This is a genomic window from Acetobacter senegalensis, assembly GCF_001499615.1.
Taxonomy (GTDB): Bacteria; Pseudomonadota; Alphaproteobacteria; order Acetobacterales; family Acetobacteraceae; genus Acetobacter; species Acetobacter senegalensis.
Genome location: NZ_LN606600.1, coordinates 656702 through 681380, shown reverse-complemented (window position 1 = coordinate 681380; position 24679 = coordinate 656702). Strand labels below are relative to the sequence as shown.

Below are 24679 nucleotides of genomic sequence, written 5' to 3'. Positions count from 1 at the left end.
TCTCATCGTGTCATAAAATTTGTGATGATATCAGTCAGCTTTCCAAACGGGGGCTGGAGGAGGGTTGCGGCGTTGAAGCGGCCCTGTTTGTAAATGCCACGTGGGTGGGTGAGGGCCATGAAGCCTTCCTTTCCGTGATAGGCTCCAATGCCGCTTTCTCCCACGCCGCCAAAGGGCAGATCTTCCTGAGCGTAATGCAGCAATGTGCCATTGACCGTGACATTTCCTGAAACGGTATATTTCAGAACCCTGTTGAGTTCATGGCGCTTTTTCCCAAAATAATACAGTGCCAGCGGGCGAGGGCGTTCGTTGATGAAGGCGATGGCTTCATCGGGATGCCAGTATGTCAGAACAGGCAGGACAGGCCCGAAAATTTCTTCCTGCATGACGGCCATTTCGGGTGTGGCGTCCAGCACAAGAACGGGGGCGAGGAGATGATCGGCAGGTGAATCATCTCCCAGCCGGATAACACGCGCCTTAAGCGTTGTGGCGTCCTGAATCAGGCGGTTCAGCCGTTCATAATGATGCTGGTTGAGGATGGCTGTATAATCGGGAGATCCTGCATAGCCGTGTGGATAAAGCTTTTTAGCGGCCGCCTGAAAGGCTGCGGCAAAAGCGTCCTGATCCGCTTTATGGACCAGCACATAATCCGGTGCGATGCAGGTTTGTCCGGCATTGGTCAGTTTGCCATAGGCGACACGCTCCGCCATGTCCTTCATGGAAAAAGCGGGTTCTATAATCACGGGAGATTTGCCGCCCAGTTCAAGTGTAACCGGGGTCAGGTTGCGGGCCGCTGCCGCGGCAACCTTCTTGCCAACTGCCGTGCTGCCAGTGAACAGGATATGATCAAAGGGCAAAGCGGAGAATGCAGCCCCCACCTCGGCATCTCCCGTGACCACGGAAACCTGATCTGGTGGGAAGATGGCCTGAATGATTTTTTCGATAACTGCTGATGTCGTCGGCGTAAGTTCCGAAGGCTTGAGCATGACGCGGTTGCCGGCGGCAAGTGCCGTAGCCAGAGGAACAAGGGCGAGAGAGAGCGGGTAATTCCACGGTGCGATAATGCCCAACACCCCAAGCGGCTGACGGATGACCCATGCGCGGCCACATTGGAAATAGGGTGCGACATGCCGACGTTCCGGCTTCATCCAGTGCCTTAGATTTCGGATGAGATAGGTGATTGAATGCAGCAGAGGGATCAGCTCCACAATGGCGCTTTCCCGCACGGAGCGATGCCCAAAATCCGTATTCAGCGCCTGAAGAATCTCTATTTTGTGCTTCAGAATTTCCGCTTTCAGACGGCGCAGATCGGCGCGCCTCTGCTCCAGCCCCGGTGGTCCATCATTGAGGAAGGCAGCCCGCTGGCGGTCGAGAATGCGGGAGAGATCAGATGGCTGCGCAGGCGTTGAAACAGTATCGGACATTGCGCCCTCCATGTTTACAGGAGAAACTTATCTTGGCAGGATATGAAGCAGAACGATTGAGTGTCAATGAAAGTTTCTTGTGTAAACATGGACCTCACGAATGAGTGACATAAAAGAGCGCCCTTATCATCATGGTGATCTGCGCCGCGCATTGATTGAGACAGCGCTTGCCATGCTGGCTACGGATCAGAACTGGGCCTTCACATTGCGGGAAGTGGCGCGGCGCACGGGGGTGAGCCATGCTGCACCCTACAAGCACTTTCGTGACAAAGACGTTCTGCTGCGTGAACTGGCGCGAATTGGTTTTGAACGGCTAGGGCAGACCATGGCCGAGGCAACGGCTTCCGCCCGTGGGGCTATGCGTGGAAAATTTGTTGCGGGTGCGCAGGCGTGCATCGAATTCGCTCTCCATAACCCCGGTCTGTATCGTCTGATGTTCAGTTCCGATGCGGACAAGGCAGCGGACCCCAACTTGCATGACGCCGCCATGAACACATTCGGGATTCTTCTGCGCCTGCTGGAAGAGGGCCAACGGAGCGGGAGCTTCCGTCCGGTTGCCATCAATGCGCTGGCGGCCGCAAGCTGGGCGCAGGTGCATGGTCTGGCCATGCTGGCTATCAATGGTCAGCTTCTTGAAGAGAAGGTCGGACCGGAACCGATCCGTGCTGCTCTGGACGTGCTGCTGGATGGCGTGTGTTGCGGAGAGTGAGAGGTTCTGCGGCTCCTTCTCATCCGTCTCTTTCAGAGTGGCTTCTGTTGCGGTGCGTGGCCGAAATTTTCTCCACGATTAAAAGCCAACTGGTGCCTGATGTACTGGCGGGTACGCTGGAAATTCCTACGGCATATATGCGTCCCATTGGCGAGGCGCTTGCTCTGCGTGAGGCACGTTTCCTCTGGTGATAATCGGGGTGGTTGCGTGTTCACAGGTCGTTCTTGTGAGGCCACGTAGTCACGCAAAAGTGGCTGGGGTCAGGGAGCGGCGGCACGGAACGGCGGGGGACGCTGAACCTGGCAGACCATGGCGCGTTATCATCCATGAAGGGGCTGGTTTGATCAGCCCCACCAGTATTGAGGAGAGCATCCATGGGTGAGTTTTCTGACAAAGTAAAAGGTGCCGCTGACAAGGTTGTGGGCTCTGTGAAGGAAGGCGTTGGGAAAGTGACCAACGACAAGGAGCTTGAAATCAAGGGCAAAGCGCAGAAGCTCAAAGGCGAGGCCGAAAACGCCAAAGGCACAGTCAAAGGGAAAATCAACGATCTCTGAGTGATTTCATCAGAGAATGGTGAGGAAAGAGCGCTCTGTAAGGGCGCTCTTTTTTTGTGAGGGAGAGGCTTCTCTTCCGGGGATATTTATCTGCTGATGGGGCGCACTGTTGGCTTGCTTGCCACGCGCATAAACCCTAGCGGATCGCCCTATCGCCCTATCGCCCTATCGCCCTATCGCCCTATCGCCCTATCGCCCTATCGCCCTATTGCCCTGTCCCACAATAGAGGGAAGATCAGGGCGTTCTTGTTGGCGTTGGCGGCAGGAGGGGCGTGTTCAGGCACAGCAGCAAACCGTATCCTCCTTTTTCAGGCAGGGTACGGTTTGGTGGTATTGGGCCTTAGTAGGCCTGATAGTCCACTTTTTTCAGGTGTGTTTCATTGTAATCCAGTTGGTCCTTGGTCAACTGGAAGCCCACTTCAAAGCGGTAGTCGGATTCCGTGTTCTTGGGCGGAATGGGCAGATCAACCGTCACCACATGCGTATCTGTGGTGTAACTGGACAGATTGGCCGGGAACTGGAACGTGTGGTGGAACACGTGCTTGTTTACAATTTTATCGCCATGCACCACGGCAATGAACCACGGCAGGGTGACCGTGCCATCATGCGCGGCCATGCCACGGCTGACCACAAACCGCAGCGCGATTCGGGTTTGCAGGTCCTTGCGGCCTGCGGCCAGACAATCACCCTGCAACTTCAGAATGCTGGCACGTGTGACCAGATGCGGGAAGGTAAAGGTTTTGCCTTCATACTGGTAGTAATCCGCCGCTTCGGGGGGATATGGGTCAGCGGGCAGCTGGGCGCGAATGAGACGGACTGGCTTTCTTCATCTCCACATCCGGCCAGTGCGGTCAGCAGGCCAAGTGCCACAAAGCCGGACAGCGCAACGCGCGGTAGCAGGCGGTGTGGGTGGGAAAGGTCATGCGGCATGTGCGAATCCGGGCTCATCAGTTAAAGGGTTGAACAGGCAGAAAACAGGACCAAAAAAGGACTAAAGACAGACACACCTATCAAACGTGGGGCTCCGATGCCCGAAAACGGCTTGCATCCGCCCCGCGCTTTGCGTAGGCCATGCGCACGGTTACCGTGCCTTCTCCGGGTTTCGGGCATAGCCTTTTTTCAATATGCTTTGTCATAGCCACTTCTTCTATACCGTCCGCCGCAAGTTTGGGGAACACCATGCCCGATCAAACTCAAACCCTTGCCACAGCAGAGACCGCCACGGCCTCTCATGGCAAATCTCTTAAAGTGCTTCTGGCTGGCCCGCGCGGGTTCTGCGCCGGGGTCGATCGCGCCATCCGTGTGGTTGAGGAAGCCATCCGCCGTTATGGCGCGCCGGTATATGTCCGGCATGAAATTGTTCACAACCGCACGGTGGTGGAAGAGCTGGAAGCCCAGGGCGCCATTTTTGTGGAGGAACTGGATGAGGTTCCGCCCGATGGCCATGTTGTGTTCTCCGCCCATGGTGTGCCCAAGACCGTTCCGGCTGAAGCTGAGCGCCGCAATCTGCTGTATCTGGATGCCACATGTCCGCTGGTGTCCAAGGTGCATCGTGAAGCGGAGCGCCACTTTGCCGGTGGTGGCCCGGAAAGCCGCCATATTCTGATGATTGGCCATGCGGGCCACCCGGAAGTGGTGGGCACCATGGGCCAGTTGCCGCCGGGTGCCGTGACGCTGATCAATGATGCGGATGAAGCCCGCAGCGTGCAGCCTGCTGATCCTTCCCGTCTGGCCTTTATCACCCAGACCACCCTTTCCGTTGATGATACGGCGGAAATTGTGGATATCCTGCGTGAGCGGTTCCCGCTGATTGAAGGCCCCCGGCGTGAGGATATCTGCTACGCCACCACCAACCGCCAGGAAGCCGTGAAGGCCATTGCGCCGGAATGTGATCTGGTGATCGTGATCGGCTCTCCCAACTCCTCCAACTCTCAGCGGTTGCGGGAAGTGGCGGAACGTTCTGGCGCTACCCGTGCGCTGCTGGTGCCGCGCCTGAACGCGCTGGACTGGTCCGTGCTGGAAGGCGTGGACACGCTGGGCATTACGGCCGGGGCTTCCGCGCCGGAAGCGCTGGTGCAGGAAATGGTGGCGGAACTGGCCAAGCGGTACACGCTGTGCATTGATGAACGCACGGTGAAGGAAGAAAACGTGACCTTCCGTCTGCCGGCCCCGCTCGGTTAAAAAGAGGCTGCTGCTGCTATATGGCCGTTTACACGGATGTGAGTGACGAGGCGCTTGAGGCGTTTCTTGCTGACTATGCCATCGGGGGGCTGGTTGCCTTCCGGGGCATTGCCGAAGGGGTGGAAAACAGCAACTTTCAACTGCGCACCACACAGGGGGATTTTATTCTCACCCTGTATGAAAAGCGGGTGAATGTGCGTGAACTTCCCTGGTTTCTCGGCCTGATGCAGCATCTGGCGGTGCAGGGGGTGACCTGCCCGCAACCTGTGGCAGATAAAACAGGCACCACTCTGAAAACACTGGCGGGCCGTCCTGCCGCCATTACCACTTTTCTGCCCGGCGTGTGGCCCCGTAAGGTCCGCACCTGCCATTGTCGCCCATTGGGGCGGGCGCTGGCCCAACTGCATGAGGCCGGACGCAGCTACGCTCCCGTGCGGCACAACAGCCTTGGGCCTGCGGCGTGGCAGCCATTGCTGAATTCCTGCCGCAGTGGGGCAGAAACCGTTCAGCGGGGGCTGGAGGCAGAGCTTGATGCCGCTTTTGCCCATATTCTGCCCCTCTGGCCGGGCCGTGACGGCAACCCGGACCTGCCGCGCGGGCAGATTCATGCTGATCTGTTCCCGGATAACGTGTTCTTTCTGCATGATAGCGTTTCCGGCCTGATTGATTTCTATTTCGCCTGCACGGATATTCTGGCCTACGATATTGCCATCTGCCTGAACGCCTGGTGCTTTGAGGTAGATGGCTCCTTTAACGTGACGTTTGCCCGCCAGCTTTTGCAGGGATATCAGGATATTCGGCCGTTAAGCGCGCCGGAACTTGCGGCCCTGCCTGTTCTGGCCCGGGGTGCCGCCATGCGCTTTTTGCTGACGCGGCTGTACGACTGGATCAATACCCCGGCGGATGCGCTGGTAACCCCCAAAGACCCGCTGGATTACCTCAAGCGGCTACGCTTCCATCTGGCGACGGAGAATGTGGATGGATATGGCGTCTGAAAACGCACCGGCAAATGCGCCAGAAGCCACGCAAGATGTGGTGGAAATCTGGACGGATGGCGGGTGCCGCCCGAACCCAGGCCCTGGCGGCTGGGGTGTGCTGCTGCGCTTCAAGGGCACGGAGCGGGAGCTTTCAGGCGGGGAGGCGGAAACCACCAACAACCGCATGGAACTGACCGCCGCAGCCGAGGCGCTGGAAGCGTTGAAGCGCCCCTGTGTGGTGCGCCTGCACACGGACAGCGAATATGTGCGCAACGGCATTACCCGCTGGCACACGGGCTGGGTGCGTCGCAACTGGCGCAATGCTTCGGGTGATCCGGTTGCCAATATGGATTTATGGCGCAGGCTGCTGGATGCCGCCAAACAGCATGATGTGTCCTGGCACTGGGTGAAAGGCCATTCCGGCGTGCCGGAAAACGAGCGTGTGGACGTTCTGGCCACGGAAGCCCGCAAGCTGATTGAAGAAACGCTCTCCTGAAAATCTGAAAGACAGCGTGAAGCGTCTTTCAGGGGAGTATGAAGCGGGTCCTTTTGCGGCTGAACGCACTGGATTTTCGTCCAGCCAGACCCGCAGCATCTGATCAAATCCGCCTTTTCAGACTCGAAATCCCTCGCGGTTCTGACGCGCTGATTCTCCATATGGCCTTTAAAGCTGGCTTGCTGTCGCTGATGGTGCGGGTACTATCTGCGTGACCTTGAACCCTTCCTTGCTCAACAGGGCGGGCAGGCCGTTAGGGCCGCTCATATGCAGGGCACCGACCGCCACAAACAGCTTATGGCCGCTGGTGTGCATCTGGATGATTTTCTTTGCCATTTCTATATTGCGGTCATCCAGCATGGCTTTGGTATGGGCTTTTTCCTGCGTGGTCTTCAAGCAGTCACACCACTCCCGATAATGCTCAAGTTTGTTCAGGTCACTGTTGGCCCACATGGTGGCTATGGCCAATAGCTCCTTACGGCCTGTATCAGAGCTGAGATCATGCAGGGCGTCATCAATCAGGGCATCTTCTTCTGCTGCGGTGGTCCCAAGCAGTAACTGCCGCTGGGCAGTGGCTGTTTCAAGCGGCACAATGGGTTTGTGTACGGAACGGGCATATCCCTGTATGACGGAATCAATGGCGTAATCAGGATAAATCCCATCCTTGCGGCCACTGAGGGAAACAAGAGCGGCAGCTTCCATTCCTGTGGCAAGCGCATCAAACGCATGAGGCGGCAGGCATTGCTGTGCGGCAATCTCATCCAGCCGGGCCTTGCGGTGTGTTTCAACAAGATGTTGAAGGCGGGCAGGGTCTTCTTTATCGCGTAATACCTGCAAGGTGGCGGGATCAGACAGGGAGAGCTCCACGGCAATGGTGTCGCTCTGGCGGAGGGCTGCCCGTATGAGGGGGCCGGGAAAGGCCCAGTTCAGCTTGGCCGCATGTATGGTGCCATACAACCAAGAGGAATGACCGTCGCTGGTCACCTGCCATAAAAACCCCCGGTCTGTGGCCGTGCGGGCAATGTCCTTGAGTTCTGGGGCAGAGGGCATGTGCGCAGCGACAGGGCAGGAGGATGATGCGGCTGGCGGCGGCGTGGCGGCTTGCCCCCATGCTGCGGAGGAATGAAGGCCCATGCCGGTGCTGAAAAGGGTGGTGACTGAAAGAACAGCTGTAATAACGGTGCGCTTTGAAAGGGATCTCATAAAAAACCTATTCTGGCTCAGAGATAAGGACACTGTTGAGTGTGTATCCTGTTGAAATACCAGATGCGCGAAAGAACTGTGTGAAAACTTTATTTTATGCCTCTGCCTCGTGTGTGTTGGAGGCAGAGACGACTAACAGGCTGTTTGGGCTAACGCTCTTTGCGGCGGGTTCTGCCTGTTGGCATCCGTTCCTGCATGTGCAGGCCGCTTCTCAGCGGTCTGTCAGGCGGAATTCAATACGGCGGTTGCGGGCGTAGGCTTCTGGCGTGTTCTGGGCGTCGAGCGGCTGGTAGTCCGCAAAGCCGGTGGCCGCCAGACGGTGCGGGTCAATCCCTTCCGCCACCAGCAGCTTGACCACGGTAATGGCGCGCGCACTTGAAAGCTCCCAGTTGCTGGGGAAGGCAGTGTGAATGGGCTGCCGGTCTGCATGGCCATCCACACGCAGAATCCATGGGATATCTGCCGGGATATGGGCTGTCACCTCTTTGAGCGTATGCGCCAGCGTGGTGATTTCCTTCCTGCCCTCAGCAGAAAGATCAGCACTACCAACGGGAAAGAGCACCTCGCTTTGGAAGACAAAGCGGTCTCCCACCACATGCACGCCCTTTTGGTTGTGCAGGATATCCCGCAGGCGGCCAAAAAATTCCGAACGATAACGGCTGAGTTCCGTCACCTTGTTCGCCAGTGCCGTATTCAGTTTTGCGGCCAGATCCGTAATTTTGGCATCACGCGCCTGCACGTTTTTTTGCGAGACATCAAGCGCCTCACCCAAGGCGGCCAGGCGAGCGTTGAGGTCTGTCAGCGTATCATCCAACTGGGTGATGCGTGCCTGATCGGCCACGGTCAGGGCCGTGGCGGCATCGGCTGTTTTTTTGGCGTTTTCAATGGCGGCGGCATCAGCGGCCAGGGCTGAGGCATCTTTCTGGTGCTGGGTTTGCAGGCCGGTTACGGTATCGCTCAGCGCATGGTTGCGGGCGTGTTCCGTATCAAGCTGGCGGGAGAGTTCGGCTGCCTGTCCCTCCAGCTTTTCCAGCACATGCTCACGCCGGTTGAGCGCTGCGGAGAGCAGGGTCTGCCCCATCACAAACACCAGCAGCACAAAAATAACCACCATCAACAGGGTGGAAAGGGCATCCACATAACCGGGCCATGCATCCAGGCCGGCATGCAGTTTTCTGCGGCGGCGGGCCATGGTCAGGGTGCTTTCGGGGTATGAGGCGCGTTATCGGCCGCGGCCGCAATGGTGCGGGCCAGCACGCGCAGATCATTCCGCAAATCCGCTGTCATGCGGGTGCGGCCTTCTTCTGAAGTCTGCACCAGTATTTGCAGCAGGCGTTCAATATTGTGCAGGGTCTCCGTCTGGGTGGCCGTGCCTTCCAGCCGGTCAGACAGTTTGCTTAGAACAGCGCTTTCCTTCTCGCGCCGGGCTTCACTCACCCGCACCAGATTTTGCAGGGATTCCAGATTTTCCGCTGTCTGTTCAAGCAGGGCCTGAATATAGGCGGGAATGGGCGCACCGCCTTCCGTGGCGGGGGCCGATGCGGAGCCTGTCGCGCCAAAGCGGGTCTGTTCGGCCAGCCATTCTTCCAGTTCGTTGAAAAAGCGGTTCTGGGCCTGTCCTGCCGTCAGGTCCAGAAACCCAAGCACTAATGCACTCGCCAACCCGAACAGAGAGCCGGAAAACGCCGTGCTCATGCCGTGCAGCGGTTTGGCCAGCCCGGTTTTAAGCTGCCCGAACATGGCGTCCAGATCCCCACTGCCAACGGACATGCCCGCAATTACATCGGCAATGGCGGCCACTGTCAGCAACAGGCCATAGAAGGTGCCCAAAAGGCCCAGAAAGATCAGCAGGCCCGTCATGTAACGGGAGACTTCACGCCCTTCATCCAGCCTGCCGGAGACGGAATCGAGCACGGCCTGCATGGCCGGTGTGGAGAGCGCAATGGGTTGCCCGCGATGATCAGGACGGGAGCCCAGCGCTGTGGCCAGTGGCACCAGCAGGCGGGGTGCGGGGGCAGTTGTCAGCCCGGCGCGGGACTGGCGGATGGTTTCCACCCACCGCACTTCCGGCATCAGGCGGCGGACCATCATCATGTTCCAGCCCACGCCCACGGCCAGAATGCCCAGAATCAGGCCGTCAAGCAGAGGGTTGCTGAAGAAGGCATCCCGCAGGGGCCGCCAGAGCGTGGCGGCCACAAGCGCCACGCAGACGAGGAACCCGATCATTCTGAACAGATACTGTGTAGGACGGGTCATGCTCTTCGGTTCCGATTTTTAGAGGGGAATCGTCAGGGGACGGCGTCAGATTGATAAATGTCCATGTAATCCTGCACGCCATCCGGAGCGGGTGTTTTGGGCACACCAATCACACGGAGATAGATACGGGTGGAGGGCGTGCCGCCATTCATCAGCACGCTGCGGGCCGCCAGCCCGCGCGCCAGCGCCATGCGGCGCGGCAGGGAGGGATCATCCGCAGCGCCGGAGCTGTAAACATCAATCAGTGCGCGGACATGGGGTTTGTCAGACAGACGCTGCCCAAACGCCAGAATGGCCTGATGGGTCTCCGGGTTCAGGGCGGAAGAGCCCGGCGCAAAGGTCAGCCTTACGCCGCCGGGAATAGTGGTGACCGCACCCTTTGCGTTCAGATCAACCGCAGGCTGCGGCGGCACGGGGAAGGGGTGGATCTCGATATCCGGCGGGGCCGGGGTCAGGGTGGGTTCCGGCGGTGGCGCAGGCGGAATGGTGGGTGAGGGCGGTACATCGCCGTTGCTAGGCTTGCCTGCTTGTGTGGCGCTCTGCCCTGTTGTCCGTCCTGCCGCTGGTTGCGCGGTGGTTGCTCCGGTCGCCTGCCCGCTGTTTGGAACAGAGGAACTTGTGTGTCCCGGTGAGGCAGCGTGGCCTTGCGTGCCAGTGCCAGTGCCAGTTGAGGGTGTGGTCTGCGGCTGGGCAGGCTGGGTGGTTTTGGAGACCGAACTGCTGTTGGTGCGGCCGGATGACTGGGTGCCTGCCGTAGCCGGAGCCGTCTGCTGGGATGGTGCTGCAGGGGCGCTGGTGAGTGGCGGCTGCATGACCGGCTTTTGCGCCACAGGCCGGTGCCCGGCGGAGGGACGCGCCGGAGCCTGCGGTGTTTTGGTCGCGGGGGCGGCCTGCTGTGCGGGGGCGCCGCCCAGAGCATCCAGCGCCTGAGAATTGGTGACAACCTGAGCCTGCGCGCCAGCGGCGGGCAGCAGGAGGAGGGCGCACAGCGCAGCGAGACGCGGCGATGGGAGAAGGGTGCTCTGCATTACGGGCAAGACTAAACCAGAAAAGAGGCCGGGTGGAATGGGTGAACGCATTTTCCGCCCGCAAAGGGGCGAATATGCGGCATCAGGCTGAGAACTGCTCGGCCGTAATGCGTTCAGAAAGGGTCTGGCCGGGGTCAAACAGCACGGTTACGGCCAAACTCCGATCTTCATGCACATGAACGGACACAACATCCCGGATCTCGATCGAATCTGCCACGGCGGCAACGGGCCGTTTCTCATGTTCCAGAATGGTGAAGCCCACATGCGCGGTAGAGGGCAGTAGCGCGCCCCGCCAGCGCCGGGGGCGGAACGGGCAGATGGGGGTTAGCGGCAGCATATTGCCCGCCAATGGCACAATGGGCCCATGGGCGGAAAGGTTATAGGCGGTGGAGCCTGCAGGCGTGGCCACCAGTGCGCCATCACAGATCAGTTCGGGCATGCGCACCATGCCATCCACATCCACCCGCAGTTTGGCAGCCTGCCGTGTCTGGCGGAACAGGAACACATCATTCAGGGCAAGGGCTTCAAAAACCTCGCCAGAAACCTGCGTGGCCTTCATGCGCAACGGGTGCAACTGGGCCGCTTGGGTGGTGGCCAGCCGCTGGGGCAGATCTTCCTCCAGCATGGGGTTCATCAGAAACCCGACGGAGCCGCAGTTCATGCCATACACCGGCACCTTCAGGTTTTCTTCCAGCACCACGCGCAGGGTTTCCAGCATGAAGCCATCGCCCCCCAGGCACACAATCACTTCGGCCTCGCCGGGGTGCACGTTGCCATACTGGCGGGCCAGACGGTCAAATTCATGGCGCGCGGCCTCGGTGGGGGCGGCCATGAAGGCAATGCGGGTCGGAACATCCTGTGCAGCAGGCAAGGGCGGCTGGGCCGGGATCGGGCTGAAGGTCATGGCAGTCGCCCCAAGGCTGATTGTGCGGAAAACAAAGGGTTTTCCTTATCCTGCAACGGCGGTGGGGTGAAGGAGGGGGAACGCATTTTTCTCCGCTTCCGCCTGCCACTGGGCTTCCGCCACATGGAGGGCGAACTGTTCAGCCAGGCAGGTGCCCAGAATGTCATCATATACGGCAAGGGTGGCGGTCTGCATGGTCAGGGTGGTGTAGTGTTCCAGCACCATGGCGCGGGCGGCTTGCCCCATGGCCAGCCGTCCTTCTGGCGTGGCATGCAGCACGGCGGACAGCGCATCTGCCAGGGCCTCGGTATCACCGGGCGGCACACTCAGGCCCGTCATGCCGTGCTGCACGGTTTCCAGCGCGGCACCATGGCTGGTGACAATCACCGGGCGGCACATGGCCTGGGCCTCTACCACCACACGCCCGAAGGGTTCGGGCCGCAGGGACGGAATGACCACAGCGGTTGACAGTGCGAGGGCCGCTGGCATGTCCTGACAATGGCCAGCAAAACGCACCTGTTCGGCAAGGCCCAGCGTCTCGGCATAGGTGGCCAGTTCCTGCCCGTAGCTGCTTTTGGCGGGGCAGGAGCCTGCAAACACGCAATACCACGGCAGGGTTGAGGTCTGTTTTTTCAGGCGGGCGAGGGCATCAAGCAGAAACCGCTGGCCTTTCCACTCCGTCAGCCGGCCGGGCATCAGAATAACGGGCGTATCTGGCGGAAGCGCCCATGCCTCGCTGAGGGTATGGACACGTTGGCCGCTTACGGCTTCCGGGCTGAACTGCCGGATATCCGCGCCACGGGGAATAACGCGCAGCCGGTCTGGCCCCACATGATACTCCTCCGCCAGCCGCTGGCCGATATGGCGGCTGATGGCGATCACACGGTCCCCTGCGGCCAGAACGGCGTTATAGCGTTTCTTGCCGGGAAAAGAGTTGGCATGCACGCCATGCCAGGTGGTGACAAACGGTGTGTCCGTGCGGCGGCACGCCAGCCGTGCCACCCAGGCTGGCGCGCGGGAGCGGGCATGAACAAGAGAGACCTGATGCTCCTGTATGATGCGTGCCAGATGGCGGGCATTGCGCATGATAATAAGCGGGTTCTTGCTGCCACAGGTTGGCAGCATGATATGCGTGGCCCCCAGCCGCTCCAGCGCGGGCACCAGCCGCCCCCCGGCGCTGACAACCACCGCTTTTGCCCCGGCCTGGGTGATGGCATCCGCCATTTCCAGCGTGCCCCGTTCTACCCCACCCTGATTCAGCGTAGGCAGGATTTGCAGGATAACGGGAGAAGATGGCGGATTAGTCATGTTCGGCTGTTAGCATGGTTTTCACGCCACAGACCACTCCGCAGTGTGCCTGCGTTGCCAAGTTGCGGGTTGACCGGTACGCAGGCTTGTTTCCCTATGGCGGGTGTGATGTCTGATTTGTCTTTTTCCGTGCGTGGTTCGGCCTTGTGCGTGCCGTTGGGGTTGGGGCTGTTGCTGGTGGCCCAGCCAGCCCGCGCCCTGCCGCAGGCGGATAAAACCCTCAGCACCCTCCATGTTCATGAACAACCTCGTGCGGCGTCTCCGGGGCAGGCAGGTGACCGCTCCGCCTCTACCGGGGCAGGGCATGCAGCGGCTGCATGGACGGCTGACGCGTGTCTGGCCATGGTGGGGGAAGATCCGTTTGGCGCACGGGATTACGCGCAGGACTGGCTGCACCATGGGGGAGATCGCGCAGCCCGGCACTGCCATGCTCTGGCGCTGATTGAACTGGGGGATGAGCAGACAGCCGCGCAGGAACTGGATGATCTGGTGACCAAGGAGCCATTTTCCGGGCCGGATAGTTCGGCCAGTGTGCGGGCCATCATGGCGGTAGAAGCCGTGGATGCGTGGCTTGCCGCCGGGATGCCGCAGAATGCAGTGCGGGTGGCGGATTACGCCCTTGCCATTCGCCCCGGAGATGAGGCGCTGAGTGTGGCCAAGGCGCGGGCCTTGCTGGAACTGAACAACCCGCAGGCGGTGGTGGCGGAACTGGGCGCACTGGTGGCGCATACCCCCACAGCGGGAGCAGAGGCTTATGTGCTTCTTGCCTCGGCCGAGCGGCGATGCGGCCAGTTGGACAAGGCGCGGGAGCATGTGGCCCGTGCCCTTGCCCGTGCGCCAGAAAACCCTGCTGCCCTGCTTGAGGAAGGGATCATCCGCGAGCAGGTGGGCGATGCCGTGGGCGCACGGACAGACTGGCAGCGTGTGCTCGATCTGGCCCCGGATGGGCACGAGGCCGATCTGGCCCGGCAGGATCTGGCTGTGCTGGCGGCAGACCCTGATGCTGCGGATGCGGAGTCTCCGTGAAAACGCAAGGGCAGGGTGTCATGCGGGGCGGGCCACAGAAGACGGAGCCAGAGCGCATTCTGGTGATCCGGCTAGGCGCGCTGGGAGATTTTGTGCAGAGCTTTGGTCCGTTTCAGGCCATTCGGCAGGCGCACCCGGGTGCTCATATCACGCTCCTGACCACGCGACCGTTTGCAGAATTGGGCAGGCTCGCGCCGTGGTTTGACGCGGTCGAGGTGGATGCCCGTTCCCGCTGGCGCAACCTGAAAGGGGTCATGGCCCTGCGCGGGCAGTTGCGCGGGTATGATCGGGTTTATGATCTTCAGACCTCTGGCCGCACGGCCCGGTATTTCTGGCTGGCGGGCCGGCCGGAGTGGTCAGGCCATGTGGCGCGCGCCGCACTGGCTCATGCCAATCCATGGCGGGATGACATGCACACGCGCGCCCGCCAGCGTGATCAGTTGCGCATGGCCGGGATTGAGGATATGCCTGTGCAGCCGGATGTAAGCTGGCTGGCCGGAAGAGGGCCGCATCTTCCATCCCCTTACGCTGTGCTGGTGCCCGGAGCTGCGCCGCATCGGCCTGCCAAGCGTTGGCCTGCGCGCCGTTACGGAGAACTGGCGCAGAAAATGGTGGCGCAGGGGCTTCTGCCCGTGGTGGTGGGGGGCGCGGCGGATAAACCGCTTGCCGAAATGATCCACCAGTTATGCCCGCAAGCCCTTGATCTGACCGGCCAGACCAGCCTGCCCGATCTGGCCGGTGTTCTGGGCCGTGCCGCAGTGGCAGTGGGGAATGATACTGGCCCCATGCATGTGGCCGCCCTGATGGGGTGCCGTTGTGTGGTGCTGTTCTCTGCCGAGAGCAATCCGGCCCTTACCGCGCCTTTAGGGGCCGCGCCGGGGCAGGTTTGTGTGCTTTCTGTGCGCGATCTGGCTCTACTTTCTGTTGATAGGGTTGCAGCCGCGCTCGCGTGGCGTCATTAAGAGGCTTGTTTGAGACACCTGTCAGCGTGGTCTGGCGGGGCTTTTTGCGTCTGAATGCGTTGGCTTTTTGTCCCGGTGTTTCGCATCGGGCTTTCAGAATCCGTCCTTTCAGCCCCCAAGCCCTCTCCCTGCCGCCGGTTGCGGGTGTATCAGACGGTTTCTGAACGTTTTTTTCATCTTTTCAGTATTCTGGAGTTCTTCCATGCCTGCCATCACCTTGCCCGACGGATCCGTTCGCAGTTTTGACGGGCCGGTAACGGGCACGACCATCGCCGGGTCAATCGGCCCCGGTCTGGCCAAGGCGGCGCTTGCCATGGAAGTAAATGGGGCGTTGCAGGATATCAGCCGTCCGATTGAACAGGACGCATCCATCCGCTTCATTACCCGCAAGGACCCGGAATCGCTGGAAATGATCCGGCATGACGCGGCCCACGTGCTGGCGGAGGCTGTGCAGTCCCTGTTCCCCGGAACTCAGGTCACCATCGGGCCGTCCATTGAAAACGGTTTCTATTACGATTTTTACCGCAACGAGCCGTTCAGCCCGGAAGATTTTGCCGCCATTGAAGCGCGGATGAAGGAAATTGTGGCCAACGCGGAACCGTTTGTGCGGGAAGTGTGGCCACGGGATAAAGCCATTGCCTTCTTTGAAGAAAAAGGCGAGCGCTTCAAAGCCGAACTGATCCGTGATCTGCCGGAAGATGAAGATATTTCCATCTACCGTCAGGGCGAATGGCTGGATCTGTGCCGTGGGCCGCACCTGCGCTCCACCAAGGATGTGGGCACCGCTTTCAAGCTCATGAAGGTGGCCGGGGCCTATTGGCGTGGGGACCATCGCAACCCCATGCTGACCCGCATCTACGGCACGGCGTGGCGTGACCAGAAGGAACTGGATGCACACCTGCACCAGCTTGAAGAAGCTGAACGGCGCGACCACCGCCGCATTGGGCGGGAAATGGATCTGTTCCATTTTCAGGAAGAAGCCGTGGGCCAGATTTTCTGGCACGCCAAGGGCTGGCGTCTGTATTCCGCTTTGCAGGACTATATGCGTCGGGCCCAGACCCGCAACGGCTATCAGGAAGTGCGCACGCCGCAACTGGTGGACCGCGCCCTGTGGGAGGCCTCCGGCCACTGGGACAAATACCGCCACCACATGTTTGTGGCCACGGTTGAGGATGAGGACAAGACACTCGCCCTCAAGCCCATGAACTGCCCGTGCCATGTGCAGATTTTCCGCCATGGCCTGCGGTCCTACCGTGAACTGCCCTTGCGCATGGCGGAATTTGGGGCCTGCCACCGGTATGAACCTTCAGGCGCGCTGCACGGCCTGATGCGTGTGCGTGGCTTTACGCAGGATGACGCCCATATCTTCTGCACCGAAGACCAGATTGCTGATGAAACTGTAAAGTTCGTGCACATGCTGCATGCGGTTTACAAGGATCTGGGCTTTGAACATGTGCGCGTGAAGTTTGCTGATCGCCCTGAACAGCGGGCCGGAAGTGACGCCACGTGGGACAAGGCGGAAAGCGCGCTGAAAGAAGCCTGCACCGTGGCTGGCGTGGACTATGAATATAACCCCGGTGAAGGCGCGTTCTATGGGCCGAAGCTGGAATTTGTGCTGCGTGATGCCATTGGGCGGGACTGGCAGTGCGGCACCTTGCAGGTCGATCTGGTTCTGCCGGAACGACTCGATGCCAGCTATATCGGTGAGGACTCCGCGCGGCACCGCCCGGTCATGCTGCATCGCGCCATTCTGGGGTCCTTTGAGCGGTTCCTTGGTATCCTGATCGAACAGCATGCGGGGCGCTTCCCGCTGTGGCTGGCACCTGTGCAGGTTGTGGTGGCCTCCATTGTGAGTGATGCCGCACCCTATGCCGAGGAAGTGACAGCCGCCCTTCGGGAGGCTGGTCTGGCGGCTGAGGCTGACGTGCGGAACGACAAGATCAACGCCAAGATTCGCGAGCACAGTGTGGCGCGTGTGCCGGTTATTCTGGTTGTTGGCCGGCGTGAGGCAGAGCAGCGCACCGTGGCTATGCGGCGGCTGGGCAGCACGGATCAGGAAAATCTGGGCTTTGATGAGGCCGTTACCCGTCTTGCCGCAGAGGCCACACCGCCGGATATGCGCAAAAAAATGTAAAAACCAGGGTGCGATCTGGAACAAGGCAGGGATGACGGCGTTTTCTGCGCGGACACGCTTGATAAATGCCCCGGAATTGCGCACATAATACTGTGCAGAGCGGAAGCACCCAAGCGGGTGCTTTTGTTTGTTTATTGAATCCATGACAGGAGCTGACCATAGCCAGACCCCCTATTCCCGCGCCGCCCACCCGCGAGGGACCACGTGTTAACGAGGAGATCCGTGTACCGCAGGTTCGTCTGATTGACGAAAACGGCGAGATGGCCGGTGTATTGACCACCCGTGATGCGCTTGCGCGTGCTTACGGCGTTGGGCTTGATCTTCTTGAAATCAGCCCGAACGCTGAGCCGCCCGTTGCCAAGATTCTGGATTACGGGAAGTTCAAGTACGAGCAGCAGAAAAAGCGCAACGAAGCCCGCAAGAAGCAGAAGGTTATCGAAATCAAGGAAGTCAAGGTTCGTCCGAATATCGACGAAAATGACTACCAGGTTAAGATGCGTTCCGTGAAAAGCTTCCTGGGGGATGGCGATAAGGTCAAGGTGACCCTCCGCTTCCGTGGGCGTGAAATGGCGCATCAGGAACTGGGGATCAAGGTTCTTGAGCGTATCCGCACGGAAATGGATGAACTGGCCAAGGTGGAGCAGATGCCGCGCCTTGAAAACCGCCAGATGATCATGGTGCTCGCACCACGGTAACAGGGTGTAGGGAGGTGCCTGAAGCTCCCGGATCAGGAGGGCTGGCCTCAAAAAGGGGCGAGGTCAACGGTATTCGGGATAGCCGCTTCAGGCACGTGTCTGACTGAGATTAAAGAAAAGCGCGTTGTGCAGATTATATGCACAACGCGCTTTTTTTCGTTTGGCACGCTGGCTGGATCGTGCGTGGTGCAGCCAAAAGCCAAAAGCCAAAAGCCAAAAGCCAAAAGCCAAAAGCCAAAAGCCAAAAGCCAAAAGCCAAAAGCCAAAAGCCAAAAGCCAAAAGCCAAAAGCCAAAAGCCAAAAGCCAAAAGCCAAAAGCCAAAAGCCAAAAGCCAAAAGCCAAAAGCCAAAAGCCAAAAGCCAAAAGCCAAAAGCCAAAAATTGAGAAGGTGACGTGGTGCAGGCCGGGTGAAGAGGGAAGGGGCTGGTTCAGAAATCGCCCAGCTTAATCTTACCTTCTTGTTTATGCCTGTCTGTGCTGTGTTTGTGTCCTGATGTATTTCAGCGCAGCGGCATAGTGACCTTCTTTCGGCCTTGGGAATGCTCGGTCAGTCCTCGCTTCCCCACTTTGAGGATGCTTCGTAAGCCTAGCAGGTTGGGGGCCATCGGGAAGCAGTTTCCACGCTGGATAAAGGCCGGAGCGTGGGAAGATGTTTGGCTGACAGGAGGGAGAGGGCTGGCTGTCATGCGCCAGCCCGTTGGTCCGTTTGTTTAGGGTGCGAGAAGCACAGTGGCGTTGGCGGAGGCCCGAACGGTTTGCGTCTCCATGGTGCTGGATGGCGGCGGAGGCGGTGCGGGGGCAACTTCAGCGCGGGCTATCATGGCGGACATGAAGACGGGGCGCGGAAATGGCGTGCCAGATACAGACACGGTGGCAAAGCGCACCACATGCAGCCCAAGTGAGGTTGCCAGTGTTTCGGCCTGTTTTTTCAGATCAGCGACGGCAGCTTTTTCGGCTTCAAGCTGGAGAGTTTTCTGTTTCTCGGGGGAAAGAGACCATTCCAGCCCTTCCAGCAGCAGCCCATTGGCCTGAAGCTGCCCAGTGAGGGGAAGCAGGGTTTTGCCATCCGCCGCAGTGAAGGTCATGGTCTGGCTGGCCGCCCACGAGGGTGCACTTTTGTCTTTTTCGCCCCGAATTTCGGAAACTGAATAATGCAGAATGGCGGCAGTCACGCCATCGGCTTTTTGCGCGAGCTCAGCGGCTTTCTGCACCTGTTTGTTAACGGCCTGCTGGGCCGTTGCAGCACTGTTATCGCGGCTCTGGGCCCGGAAACTGGCCGTAAGCTGATCAGGTGCCGCCTTTATTGAACCGGTGCCTGTCAGGTCCAGTTTGGTGTAGGTGTCCTCTGGCTTGGCGTTCTGGGCGTGCGCCGCACCGATGCTGAACACGGCCATGGCGCAGGCAATTGGCGCTGCGTGACGGAGAGAAAAGATGCGGCTCATGCACTCTTGTCCTTATTAAAACGCGGCATAGGCACAATTACAGACAGCATGAAAGCGTATCTTCCACGCCAGCCTTGGCCGCCGGGTGCTGAAATTGTCTTCAGGTCTGACCCTACAGGAAATCCGTGGCGGAAATCTGTGAGAGCCGCCTTTTTTACGGCTTCTTTCAAAAAGCAGGATGAGAAGAGGCAGAAAGAGGTGCCGAAAATACGGATGCCGCTGAGCGATTCGGCTGGCTCGTGGGCATAACCTCTCCGTCCTTTTGGGACGTGGGATGAGGGCCAGAGAGAGCGCTTTTAATGCCGCACGCGAAGAAAGCTTTTCCTCGGGCTTCGGCTCATGGGTGTGCGGCGGGAGAGCGGTGCGGAACCTTCGGGGTGAAGGCTCCGCACATGCGAGTAGGTTGCAAAAACAGGACGGATTAACGCCCCGTTCCGGGGTAGGACCAGCTTCTTTTGTAGAAAAGACTATTCCTGAAGCATGTAGCCAGCATTGCGGATGGTATGCACCAGAGGCCGCCCGAACGGCTTGTCTATTTTCTGCCGCAGGCGGGAAACATGCACGTCAATTACGTTGGTTTGCGGGTCAAAATGGTAATCCCACACGCCTTCCAGCAGCATGGTACGGGTGACCACCTGCCCGGTGTGGCGCATCAGAAATTCCAGCAGCCGGAATTCACGCGGCTGAAGGTCTACCCTTTGCCCGGCCCGTTTGACACCGCGGGAGAGCAGATCAATTTCCAGATCCCCCACACTCAGGCGGGTCTGGGGTTGGATCTCGTTTCTGCTGCGGCGCACCAGCGCCTCAACGCGGGCTTCAAGCTCAGCAAAGGAGAAAGGTTTGGTGACATAGTCATCCGCTCCGGCCTTCAGGCCAGCCACCTTGTCTTCCACCTCTGCCAGGGCGGAGAGCATAAGCACCGGAGTCAGGTTGCCTTGCCCACGCAGGGTTTTGAGAAGATGCAGACCGTCCACCCCATTGGGAAGCAGACGGTCCAGAATGACGATATCGAATTTCTCACTGATGGCCAGCGCAAGACCATCTTTGCCGTTGTCAGCCTGCTCTACCAGATGTCCGGCCTCTGATAAGCCTTTCGCGACAAAATTACTGACCGTGAGGTCATCTTCAATAACAAGAATGCGCATTACCTGAACTTTGACTCCGGAACGAATTACCAAATTATTACGGTGTTCCTACTCCAGTGTCACGATAACGTTTCTATACGCGTTCGTCATCTGCTAACGGCGGCGTGAGGCCGTCAAAAATGGCAAGAAGTGCGGCAGTAAGAGGCGAGGCAAAGATCAGACCGGGAAAGCCGAGAATGGCCCCGAACAAGGTCTGGGACAGAATGGTAATGGCCGGAGGCATCTGCACCGCGTGGCGCTGGATGACGGGGGCTAGAATATTACCTTCAACAAACTGGATTACGCTATAAAGCGCAGCCACCATGATGGTTTCACGCGTGCCCAGAGAAAGTGCCAGCAACAGGGCCGGCACCGCCCCCATGATCGCTCCGATATACGGGATGAAGTTGCACAGCCCTGCCAGCACGCCCAGCGCCAGCGCCAGCGGCACCCCGATAAACCACAGCCCGATGCCGGATAATGTGCCCACCACCAGCATGTCCAGAGATTGTCCGGCCACCCAGGCCCACAGGCTCTGGCCAGCACGCAGCATCAATGCTTTTGCGCGGGGGCGCTGGGGAACGGGCACCAGCCGGAGCGCGCCGTTGGCATAGAGGGTGGGAGACATGGCAAAATACAGGCCCGCGATCAGAATCACCACAATGGTGCCCAATACACCAAAGGCAGAGCCCACAATGCCCGTCATGGAGCCTGCAATGCGGGAGCCGATGGACGCCAGACTGCTACCGCCGCCCTGCTTTCCGCCAAGGGATGAGGGCAGATAGTTCAGGATCATCTGGCCGGTGGGGTTGCTCTCCAGCGTGGCGCGAAGAGAAGATTCCTGCTGGTGCAGCGCGTCCTGCAGGCGGGAGGCTTCACTGACAATAGCGGGACCACTGCCCCAGATCAGAAGAACAACGGCCCCGATCAACCCGAGCGTGACGGCAGAAAGTGCCCACCCGTACCGCAGATGCAGGTGTTTGACGAGAATACGGGACAGCCCATGCAGCACCACCGCAAACAATGTTGCGGCAAAAATAACGGTCAGAACATCGCCAAGCAGCCAGACAGTCAGGGCAATGACGGTAAGAGCCACCGCCAGACGCAGAATATGCGTGATGCTGCCCAGCCACGCGGAGGGGCTGTTATCAGGATCGGAGGGGAGGGTCGCAGGGTCTGCCGCAGTATCTACAGTGGAAGAAGTAGGGTCGGACGTCATAAAAAGAAGCTCTTTCACAATAAGGCGTAGGTCACACAACGGCAGAACAGGCGCCTTGGGTGCATTACGGACTGTAATAAAGTCATATATTCCGTAAAGGAGTGTCGTTTTTGAAACAATTTGCGGGATATATTCCCAAAACCAGTGCGGAAATGTCTGGCGGGAAAGAGCAGACACTTCAAGGAATTTTCTGCGTCCCTGTTGTGGCGGGCCTGTTGTAGCGGGACGGTGTGCGGGGGGCAGACCCTGACAAGATGCGCGCCCGATACAGGCAAAGGAATCGCCAGACGGACGGAAAACGGACGTAAGAAGACCGGCTACATAGTAAACCGGCTCTATATTAAAGGTGAGTAGGGGGCACGGAAGCTGAGCAGCCGGGCCGCCCCCCGGCGCAGGGGCGGCTTTGCCTGCTTTTTCAGTCTTCCTCAGCGTTGGCGGCTTCCAGTTCCGCTTCGGCTTCCAGCCAGCGTTCTTCAACCTCTGCCTGTTCCTTGCCAATGGCGGCCAGCCGGGTGTTCAGGCGGGTGACGTCTTCTGCCTTGCCATCCGTATAAAGGGCGGGGTCTGCCAGCGATGCTTCTATCTTGGCGCGTTCGGTGGCCAGTTTGGCCAGCCGGGATTCGGCATCCTTGATGATCTTGCGCAGGGGGGCCTGCGCCTTGCGGGCCTCCGCGCGTTCGCGCCTGTCATCCTTCCGGCTTTGCTGGGAGGCTGTGTCCTGCTGTTTGGCGCTGCGGTTGGCGGAGCGGTTCTGTTCAATCAGCCAGCTTTTGTATTCCGCCATGTCGCCTTCAAAAGGCGTCACCTTGCCATCTGCTACCAGCCACAGGCGGTCCGCCACCAGTTCCACCAGATGCGGATCATGGCTGATAAGCAGCACGGCGCCTTCAAATTCAGAAAGGGCACGTACCAGCGCATCTCGCGCATCCAGATCAAGATGGTTGGTCGGTTCGTCCAGAATCAGCAGCTGGGGCGCATCCCGTGTGGCCAGCGCCAGCAGCAGCCGGGCTTTTTCACCACCCGAGAGGTCGCGCACAGGGGTTTCCGCCCGGTCCGCATCCAGCCCGAAGCGGGCAAGCTGGGCACGGATAACGGGGGGCAGCGCTTTGGGCAGGGCGCGAGCCATGTGGTCTATCGGGGTATCGTTCAGCACCAGTTCTTCGGCCTGATGCTGGGCAAAATAGCCGATCTTCAATCGCGGATTGCGTTCCAGCGTGCCTGAGAGCGGTTCAAGTCGCCCCGCCACCAGTTTGGCGAAGGTGGATTTCCCGTTACCGTTGGCACCTAGCAGAGCAATACGGTCTTCCATATCCAGCCGCAGCGAGATGTTGGAGAGCACAGGCTTGCCGCCATAGCCCACACTCACGCGGTTCATGGTCAGCATGGGGGGCGGAAGCTGTTCCGGCTCCGGGAAGGCAAAGCGGGTGGGCGCATCTTCCACCACGGCTTCAATGGCGGGCAGTTTTTCAAGCGCTTTCAGCCGTGCCTGTGCCTGCCGGGCTTTGGTGGCCTTGGCGCGGAAGCGGTCTACAAAGGACTGCATATGGGCCCGCTGGGCCGCAATTTTTTCTGCCTGCCGGGCTTGTTGCAGGGCGTGCTCGGTGCGGATTCGTACAAAATTCTCGTATCCGCCGGGGGTCAGGGTCAGTTTGCCTTTGTCCAGATGGGCAATGGCATCCACGCACGAATCCAGAAGGCCGCGATCATGGCTGACAATCAGTGCCGCACCGGCGAATCGGATCAGCCATGTTTCCAGCCAGAGGGTGGCTTCAAGGTCCAGATGGTTGGTTGGTTCGTCCAGCAGCAGCAGGTCGGGCTCCAGAAACAGGGCCGTAGCCAGAGACACACGCATCCGCCAGCCGCCCGAAAAGTCTGATACAGGGCGAAGCTGGGCTTCTGCGTTAAACCCAAGCCCCGCCAGAACAGAAGCCGCCCGGGCAGGGGCGCTCTCCGCCCCGATGGCGCGCAGGCGTTCGTGAATTTCGGCAATGCGCACGGGGTCTGTTGCGGTTTCAGCCTCGGTCAACAGGGCCGTGCGCTCGGTGTCTCCGGCCAGAACCGTCTCGATCAGCGAGGCACCATCGGCCGGGGCTTCCTGCTTCACCCGGGCCATGCGCGCGCGGGCAGAGAGGCGGATTTCCCCGCCATCTGGCGCAATATCGCCCGCAATGGCGGCCAGTAGGGTGGATTTTCCGGCTCCGTTGCGCCCCACAAGCCCAACCTTGCGGCCTGGCTCTATGGAGAGGTCAGCCTGATCAAGCAGGGTGCGGCCTGCAATGCGGAGGGTAAGGTCTGAGATGACAAGAAGACTCAACGGGGCTCTCGTTTCTGCTGCAAGTGTCGTTTGATGAGGGAAGTACCTACCAGCCTGCGCGAATATGCTCTAGAGGAGCAGGCTGAAAGGCCGCGTTTCTGGCGGCTGAACCACAGAGGAGAACCCAAGATGGCGACAGAACGCACTCTTTCCATCATTAAGCCCGACGCAACCCGCCGCAACCTGACCGGCAAGATCAACGCCGTGTTTGAAGACGCTGGCCTGAAAATTGTGGCTCAGAAGCGCGTGCAGCTGACCCCGGCCCAGGCTGGCGCTTTCTACGCTGTGCACAAGGAACGCCCGTTCTACAACGATCTGGTGTCCTTCATGATCTCCGGCCCGGTTGTGCTGCAGGTTCTGGAAGGCGAAAACGCCGTTGCCAAAAACCGCGAAGTGATGGGCGCTACGGACCCGAAAAAGGCCGAAGCCAGCACCATCCGCGCTCAGTTTGCTGAAAGCATTGAAGCAAACTCCGTGCACGGTTCTGACAGCGCAGAAAACGCTGCCAACGAAATCCGCTTCTTCTTTGCGGAAACCGAAATTCTTCCCTGAGAAGAATTGAGGCACCGCGCCTGATGCCCTGAACAGGGCGCAGGCACGGTTCAGCAACAGGCCCGGCCGGGCATTCTGCGCATGATGCGTCAGGATGCCAGGTGCGGGCCTGTTCTGTTTTTGGGCCTGTGCTGCACGCAGAAGTTATAAGTGACATGCATCCACGGATC

General features: G+C 59.5%; 25 protein-coding genes. 11 read left to right on the top strand and 14 right to left on the bottom strand.

Annotated features, from left to right (window positions below; translation table 11 throughout):
* Positions 1–2: 2 nt before the first annotated feature.
* Positions 3–1436, bottom strand: coding sequence for a coniferyl aldehyde dehydrogenase (locus tag ASN_RS02955; protein WP_197603327.1), 1434 nt, complete (start codon positions 1434–1436; stop codon positions 3–5).
* A gap of 88 nt (positions 1437–1524) precedes the next feature.
* On the opposite strand from ASN_RS02955, the gene ASN_RS02950 reads away from it, so the two are divergent.
* Complete coding sequence (locus ASN_RS02950) at positions 1525–2133, top strand: TetR/AcrR family transcriptional regulator (RefSeq protein ID WP_058987153.1); 609 nt, start codon at positions 1525–1527, stop codon at positions 2131–2133.
* Positions 2134–2507: 374 nt separating this feature from the next.
* Positions 2508–2687 (top strand): CsbD family protein, encoded by a 180-nt coding sequence (locus tag ASN_RS02940; protein ID WP_006558300.1) that lies wholly within the window; start codon positions 2508–2510, stop codon positions 2685–2687.
* A gap of 340 nt (positions 2688–3027) precedes the next feature.
* On the opposite strand, the gene ASN_RS20120 is transcribed toward ASN_RS02940, so the two are convergent.
* The 3 genes from ASN_RS20120 to ASN_RS19425 all read right to left on the bottom strand — a co-directional run bounded on the left by ASN_RS20120 (position 3028) and on the right by ASN_RS19425 (position 3868).
* The gene (locus ASN_RS20120; RefSeq protein ID WP_231948342.1) at positions 3028–3381 is read right to left on the bottom strand and encodes a hypothetical protein; all 354 of its coding nucleotides are present in this window, start codon (positions 3379–3381) and stop codon (positions 3028–3030) included.
* A 2-nt stretch (positions 3382–3383) separates the two neighbouring features.
* Positions 3384–3617, bottom strand: a complete 234-nt coding sequence (locus ASN_RS20115; protein WP_231948340.1) for a hypothetical protein — start codon at positions 3615–3617, stop codon at positions 3384–3386.
* 80 nt (positions 3618–3697) lie between these two features.
* Positions 3698–3868 (bottom strand): hypothetical protein, encoded by a 171-nt coding sequence (locus ASN_RS19425; protein ID WP_006559973.1) that lies wholly within the window; start codon positions 3866–3868, stop codon positions 3698–3700.
* Between ASN_RS19425 and ispH the strand changes: the two genes are divergently transcribed.
* The 3 genes from ispH to rnhA are packed head-to-tail and all read left to right on the top strand — an operon-like array spanning position 3867 to position 6341.
* Positions 3867–4868: a 4-hydroxy-3-methylbut-2-enyl diphosphate reductase gene (gene ispH, locus ASN_RS02930; protein ID WP_006559972.1), complete on the top strand. Its 1002-nt coding sequence runs from the start codon at positions 3867–3869 to the stop codon at positions 4866–4868. The two genes, ASN_RS19425 and ispH, sit on opposite strands and share 2 nt — an antisense overlap.
* A gap of 20 nt (positions 4869–4888) precedes the next feature.
* Positions 4889–5863, top strand: a complete 975-nt coding sequence (locus ASN_RS02925) for a homoserine kinase (protein ID WP_058987151.1) — start codon at positions 4889–4891, stop codon at positions 5861–5863.
* On the top strand, positions 5853–6341 hold the full coding sequence (gene rnhA / locus ASN_RS02920; RefSeq protein ID WP_058989083.1) for a ribonuclease HI: 489 nt from the start codon (positions 5853–5855) through the stop codon (positions 6339–6341). Before ASN_RS02925 ends, rnhA begins: the two co-directional genes overlap by 11 nt.
* Before the next feature lie 168 nt (positions 6342–6509).
* Here the strand turns inward: rnhA and ASN_RS02915 are convergent, their stop codons facing one another.
* From ASN_RS02915 to ASN_RS02890, 6 genes are all read right to left on the bottom strand, one after another.
* Positions 6510–7544, bottom strand: coding sequence for a TraB/GumN family protein (locus ASN_RS02915; RefSeq protein WP_231948339.1), 1035 nt, complete (start codon positions 7542–7544; stop codon positions 6510–6512).
* A 211-nt stretch (positions 7545–7755) separates the two neighbouring features.
* Positions 7756–8736 carry a peptidoglycan -binding protein gene (locus tag ASN_RS02910; protein WP_006559968.1) on the bottom strand — a complete coding sequence of 327 codons (981 nt, stop codon included), beginning with the start codon at positions 8734–8736 and terminating at the stop codon, positions 7756–7758.
* A gap of 2 nt (positions 8737–8738) precedes the next feature.
* The gene (locus ASN_RS02905) at positions 8739–9800 is read right to left on the bottom strand and encodes a hypothetical protein (protein ID WP_006559967.1); all 1062 of its coding nucleotides are present in this window, start codon (positions 9798–9800) and stop codon (positions 8739–8741) included.
* A gap of 32 nt (positions 9801–9832) precedes the next feature.
* Positions 9833–10828 carry an OmpA family protein gene (locus tag ASN_RS19150; RefSeq protein WP_058987150.1) on the bottom strand — a complete coding sequence of 332 codons (996 nt, stop codon included), beginning with the start codon at positions 10826–10828 and terminating at the stop codon, positions 9833–9835.
* Between the two features lie 82 nt (positions 10829–10910).
* Positions 10911–11732 carry an NAD kinase gene (locus tag ASN_RS02895; RefSeq protein ID WP_058987149.1) on the bottom strand — a complete coding sequence of 274 codons (822 nt, stop codon included), beginning with the start codon at positions 11730–11732 and terminating at the stop codon, positions 10911–10913.
* Between the two features lie 45 nt (positions 11733–11777).
* Positions 11778–13040, bottom strand: a complete 1263-nt coding sequence (locus ASN_RS02890; RefSeq protein ID WP_058987148.1) for a glycosyltransferase family 4 protein — start codon at positions 13038–13040, stop codon at positions 11778–11780.
* 108 nt (positions 13041–13148) lie between these two features.
* Between ASN_RS02890 and ASN_RS02885 the strand changes: the two genes are divergently transcribed.
* The 5 genes from ASN_RS02885 (at position 13149) to ASN_RS19420 (ending at position 18306) form a co-directional block, all read left to right on the top strand.
* On the top strand, positions 13149–14066 hold the full coding sequence (locus ASN_RS02885) for a tetratricopeptide repeat protein (protein WP_231948337.1): 918 nt from the start codon (positions 13149–13151) through the stop codon (positions 14064–14066).
* 20 nt (positions 14067–14086) lie between these two features.
* The gene (locus tag ASN_RS02880; protein ID WP_058989081.1) at positions 14087–15028 is read left to right on the top strand and encodes a glycosyltransferase family 9 protein; all 942 of its coding nucleotides are present in this window, start codon (positions 14087–14089) and stop codon (positions 15026–15028) included.
* A gap of 202 nt (positions 15029–15230) precedes the next feature.
* Positions 15231–17162: a threonine--tRNA ligase gene (gene thrS / locus ASN_RS02875; RefSeq protein WP_006560201.1), complete on the top strand. Its 1932-nt coding sequence runs from the start codon at positions 15231–15233 to the stop codon at positions 17160–17162.
* A gap of 173 nt (positions 17163–17335) precedes the next feature.
* Entirely contained in the window at positions 17336–17857 is a 522-nt protein-coding gene (gene infC / locus ASN_RS02870; RefSeq protein ID WP_035382270.1) for a translation initiation factor IF-3, read from the top strand.
* Positions 17858–17994: 137 nt separating this feature from the next.
* Entirely contained in the window at positions 17995–18306 is a 312-nt protein-coding gene (locus ASN_RS19420; protein ID WP_058987147.1) for a hypothetical protein, read from the top strand.
* 262 nt (positions 18307–18568) lie between these two features.
* Here ASN_RS19420 and ASN_RS02860 read toward each other — a convergent pair whose 3' ends face one another.
* The 4 genes from ASN_RS02860 to ASN_RS02840 form a co-directional block, all read right to left on the bottom strand.
* Positions 18569–19300 (bottom strand): SIMPL domain-containing protein, encoded by a 732-nt coding sequence (locus tag ASN_RS02860; protein ID WP_058987146.1) that lies wholly within the window; start codon positions 19298–19300, stop codon positions 18569–18571.
* 467 nt (positions 19301–19767) lie between these two features.
* Positions 19768–20445, bottom strand: coding sequence for a response regulator transcription factor (locus ASN_RS02850; protein ID WP_006559906.1), 678 nt, complete (start codon positions 20443–20445; stop codon positions 19768–19770).
* A 73-nt stretch (positions 20446–20518) separates the two neighbouring features.
* Complete coding sequence (locus tag ASN_RS02845; RefSeq protein WP_081473639.1) at positions 20519–21643, bottom strand: AI-2E family transporter; 1125 nt, start codon at positions 21641–21643, stop codon at positions 20519–20521.
* Between the two features lie 415 nt (positions 21644–22058).
* Positions 22059–23957 (bottom strand): ABC-F family ATP-binding cassette domain-containing protein, encoded by a 1899-nt coding sequence (locus ASN_RS02840; RefSeq protein ID WP_058987144.1) that lies wholly within the window; start codon positions 23955–23957, stop codon positions 22059–22061.
* Between the two features lie 129 nt (positions 23958–24086).
* On the opposite strand from ASN_RS02840, the gene ndk reads away from it, so the two are divergent.
* A complete protein-coding gene (ndk, locus tag ASN_RS02835; protein WP_058989080.1) occupies positions 24087–24509 on the top strand; it encodes a nucleoside-diphosphate kinase in 423 nt (140 codons plus the stop codon).
* The last annotated feature ends 170 nt before the right edge of the window (positions 24510–24679 follow it).

What these genes read in the sequence shown, in the direction of transcription:
- ASN_RS02955 (WP_197603327.1), bottom strand. Translation starts at nt 1,436, where the DNA reads ATGGAGGGCGCAATGTCCGATACTGTTTCAACGCCTGCGCAGCCATCT.
- ASN_RS02950 (WP_058987153.1), top strand. Translation starts at nt 1,525, where the DNA reads ATGAGTGACATAAAAGAGCGCCCTTATCATCATGGTGATCTGCGCCGC.
- ASN_RS02940 (WP_006558300.1), top strand. Translation starts at nt 2,508, where the DNA reads ATGGGTGAGTTTTCTGACAAAGTAAAAGGTGCCGCTGACAAGGTTGTG.
- ASN_RS20115 (WP_231948340.1), bottom strand. Translation starts at nt 3,617, where the DNA reads ATGCCGCATGACCTTTCCCACCCACACCGCCTGCTACCGCGCGTTGCG.
- ispH (WP_006559972.1), top strand. Translation starts at nt 3,867, where the DNA reads ATGCCCGATCAAACTCAAACCCTTGCCACAGCAGAGACCGCCACGGCC.
- ASN_RS19425 (WP_006559973.1), bottom strand. Translation starts at nt 3,868, where the DNA reads ATGGTGTTCCCCAAACTTGCGGCGGACGGTATAGAAGAAGTGGCTATG.
- ASN_RS02925 (WP_058987151.1), top strand. Translation starts at nt 4,889, where the DNA reads ATGGCCGTTTACACGGATGTGAGTGACGAGGCGCTTGAGGCGTTTCTT.
- rnhA (WP_058989083.1), top strand. Translation starts at nt 5,853, where the DNA reads ATGGCGTCTGAAAACGCACCGGCAAATGCGCCAGAAGCCACGCAAGAT.
- ASN_RS02915 (WP_231948339.1), bottom strand. Translation starts at nt 7,544, where the DNA reads ATGAGATCCCTTTCAAAGCGCACCGTTATTACAGCTGTTCTTTCAGTC.
- ASN_RS02910 (WP_006559968.1), bottom strand. Translation starts at nt 8,736, where the DNA reads ATGGCCCGCCGCCGCAGAAAACTGCATGCCGGCCTGGATGCATGGCCC.
- ASN_RS02905 (WP_006559967.1), bottom strand. Translation starts at nt 9,800, where the DNA reads ATGACCCGTCCTACACAGTATCTGTTCAGAATGATCGGGTTCCTCGTC.
- ASN_RS19150 (WP_058987150.1), bottom strand. Translation starts at nt 10,828, where the DNA reads ATGCAGAGCACCCTTCTCCCATCGCCGCGTCTCGCTGCGCTGTGCGCC.
- ASN_RS02895 (WP_058987149.1), bottom strand. Translation starts at nt 11,732, where the DNA reads ATGACCTTCAGCCCGATCCCGGCCCAGCCGCCCTTGCCTGCTGCACAG.
- ASN_RS02890 (WP_058987148.1), bottom strand. Translation starts at nt 13,040, where the DNA reads ATGACTAATCCGCCATCTTCTCCCGTTATCCTGCAAATCCTGCCTACG.
- ASN_RS02885 (WP_231948337.1), top strand. Translation starts at nt 13,149, where the DNA reads ATGTCTGATTTGTCTTTTTCCGTGCGTGGTTCGGCCTTGTGCGTGCCG.
- ASN_RS02880 (WP_058989081.1), top strand. Translation starts at nt 14,087, where the DNA reads ATGCGGGGCGGGCCACAGAAGACGGAGCCAGAGCGCATTCTGGTGATC.
- thrS (WP_006560201.1), top strand. Translation starts at nt 15,231, where the DNA reads ATGCCTGCCATCACCTTGCCCGACGGATCCGTTCGCAGTTTTGACGGG.
- ASN_RS19420 (WP_058987147.1), top strand. Translation starts at nt 17,995, where the DNA reads ATGCACAACGCGCTTTTTTTCGTTTGGCACGCTGGCTGGATCGTGCGT.
- ASN_RS02860 (WP_058987146.1), bottom strand. Translation starts at nt 19,300, where the DNA reads ATGAGCCGCATCTTTTCTCTCCGTCACGCAGCGCCAATTGCCTGCGCC.
- ASN_RS02850 (WP_006559906.1), bottom strand. Translation starts at nt 20,445, where the DNA reads ATGCGCATTCTTGTTATTGAAGATGACCTCACGGTCAGTAATTTTGTC.
- ASN_RS02845 (WP_081473639.1), bottom strand. Translation starts at nt 21,643, where the DNA reads ATGACGTCCGACCCTACTTCTTCCACTGTAGATACTGCGGCAGACCCT.
- ndk (WP_058989080.1), top strand. Translation starts at nt 24,087, where the DNA reads ATGGCGACAGAACGCACTCTTTCCATCATTAAGCCCGACGCAACCCGC.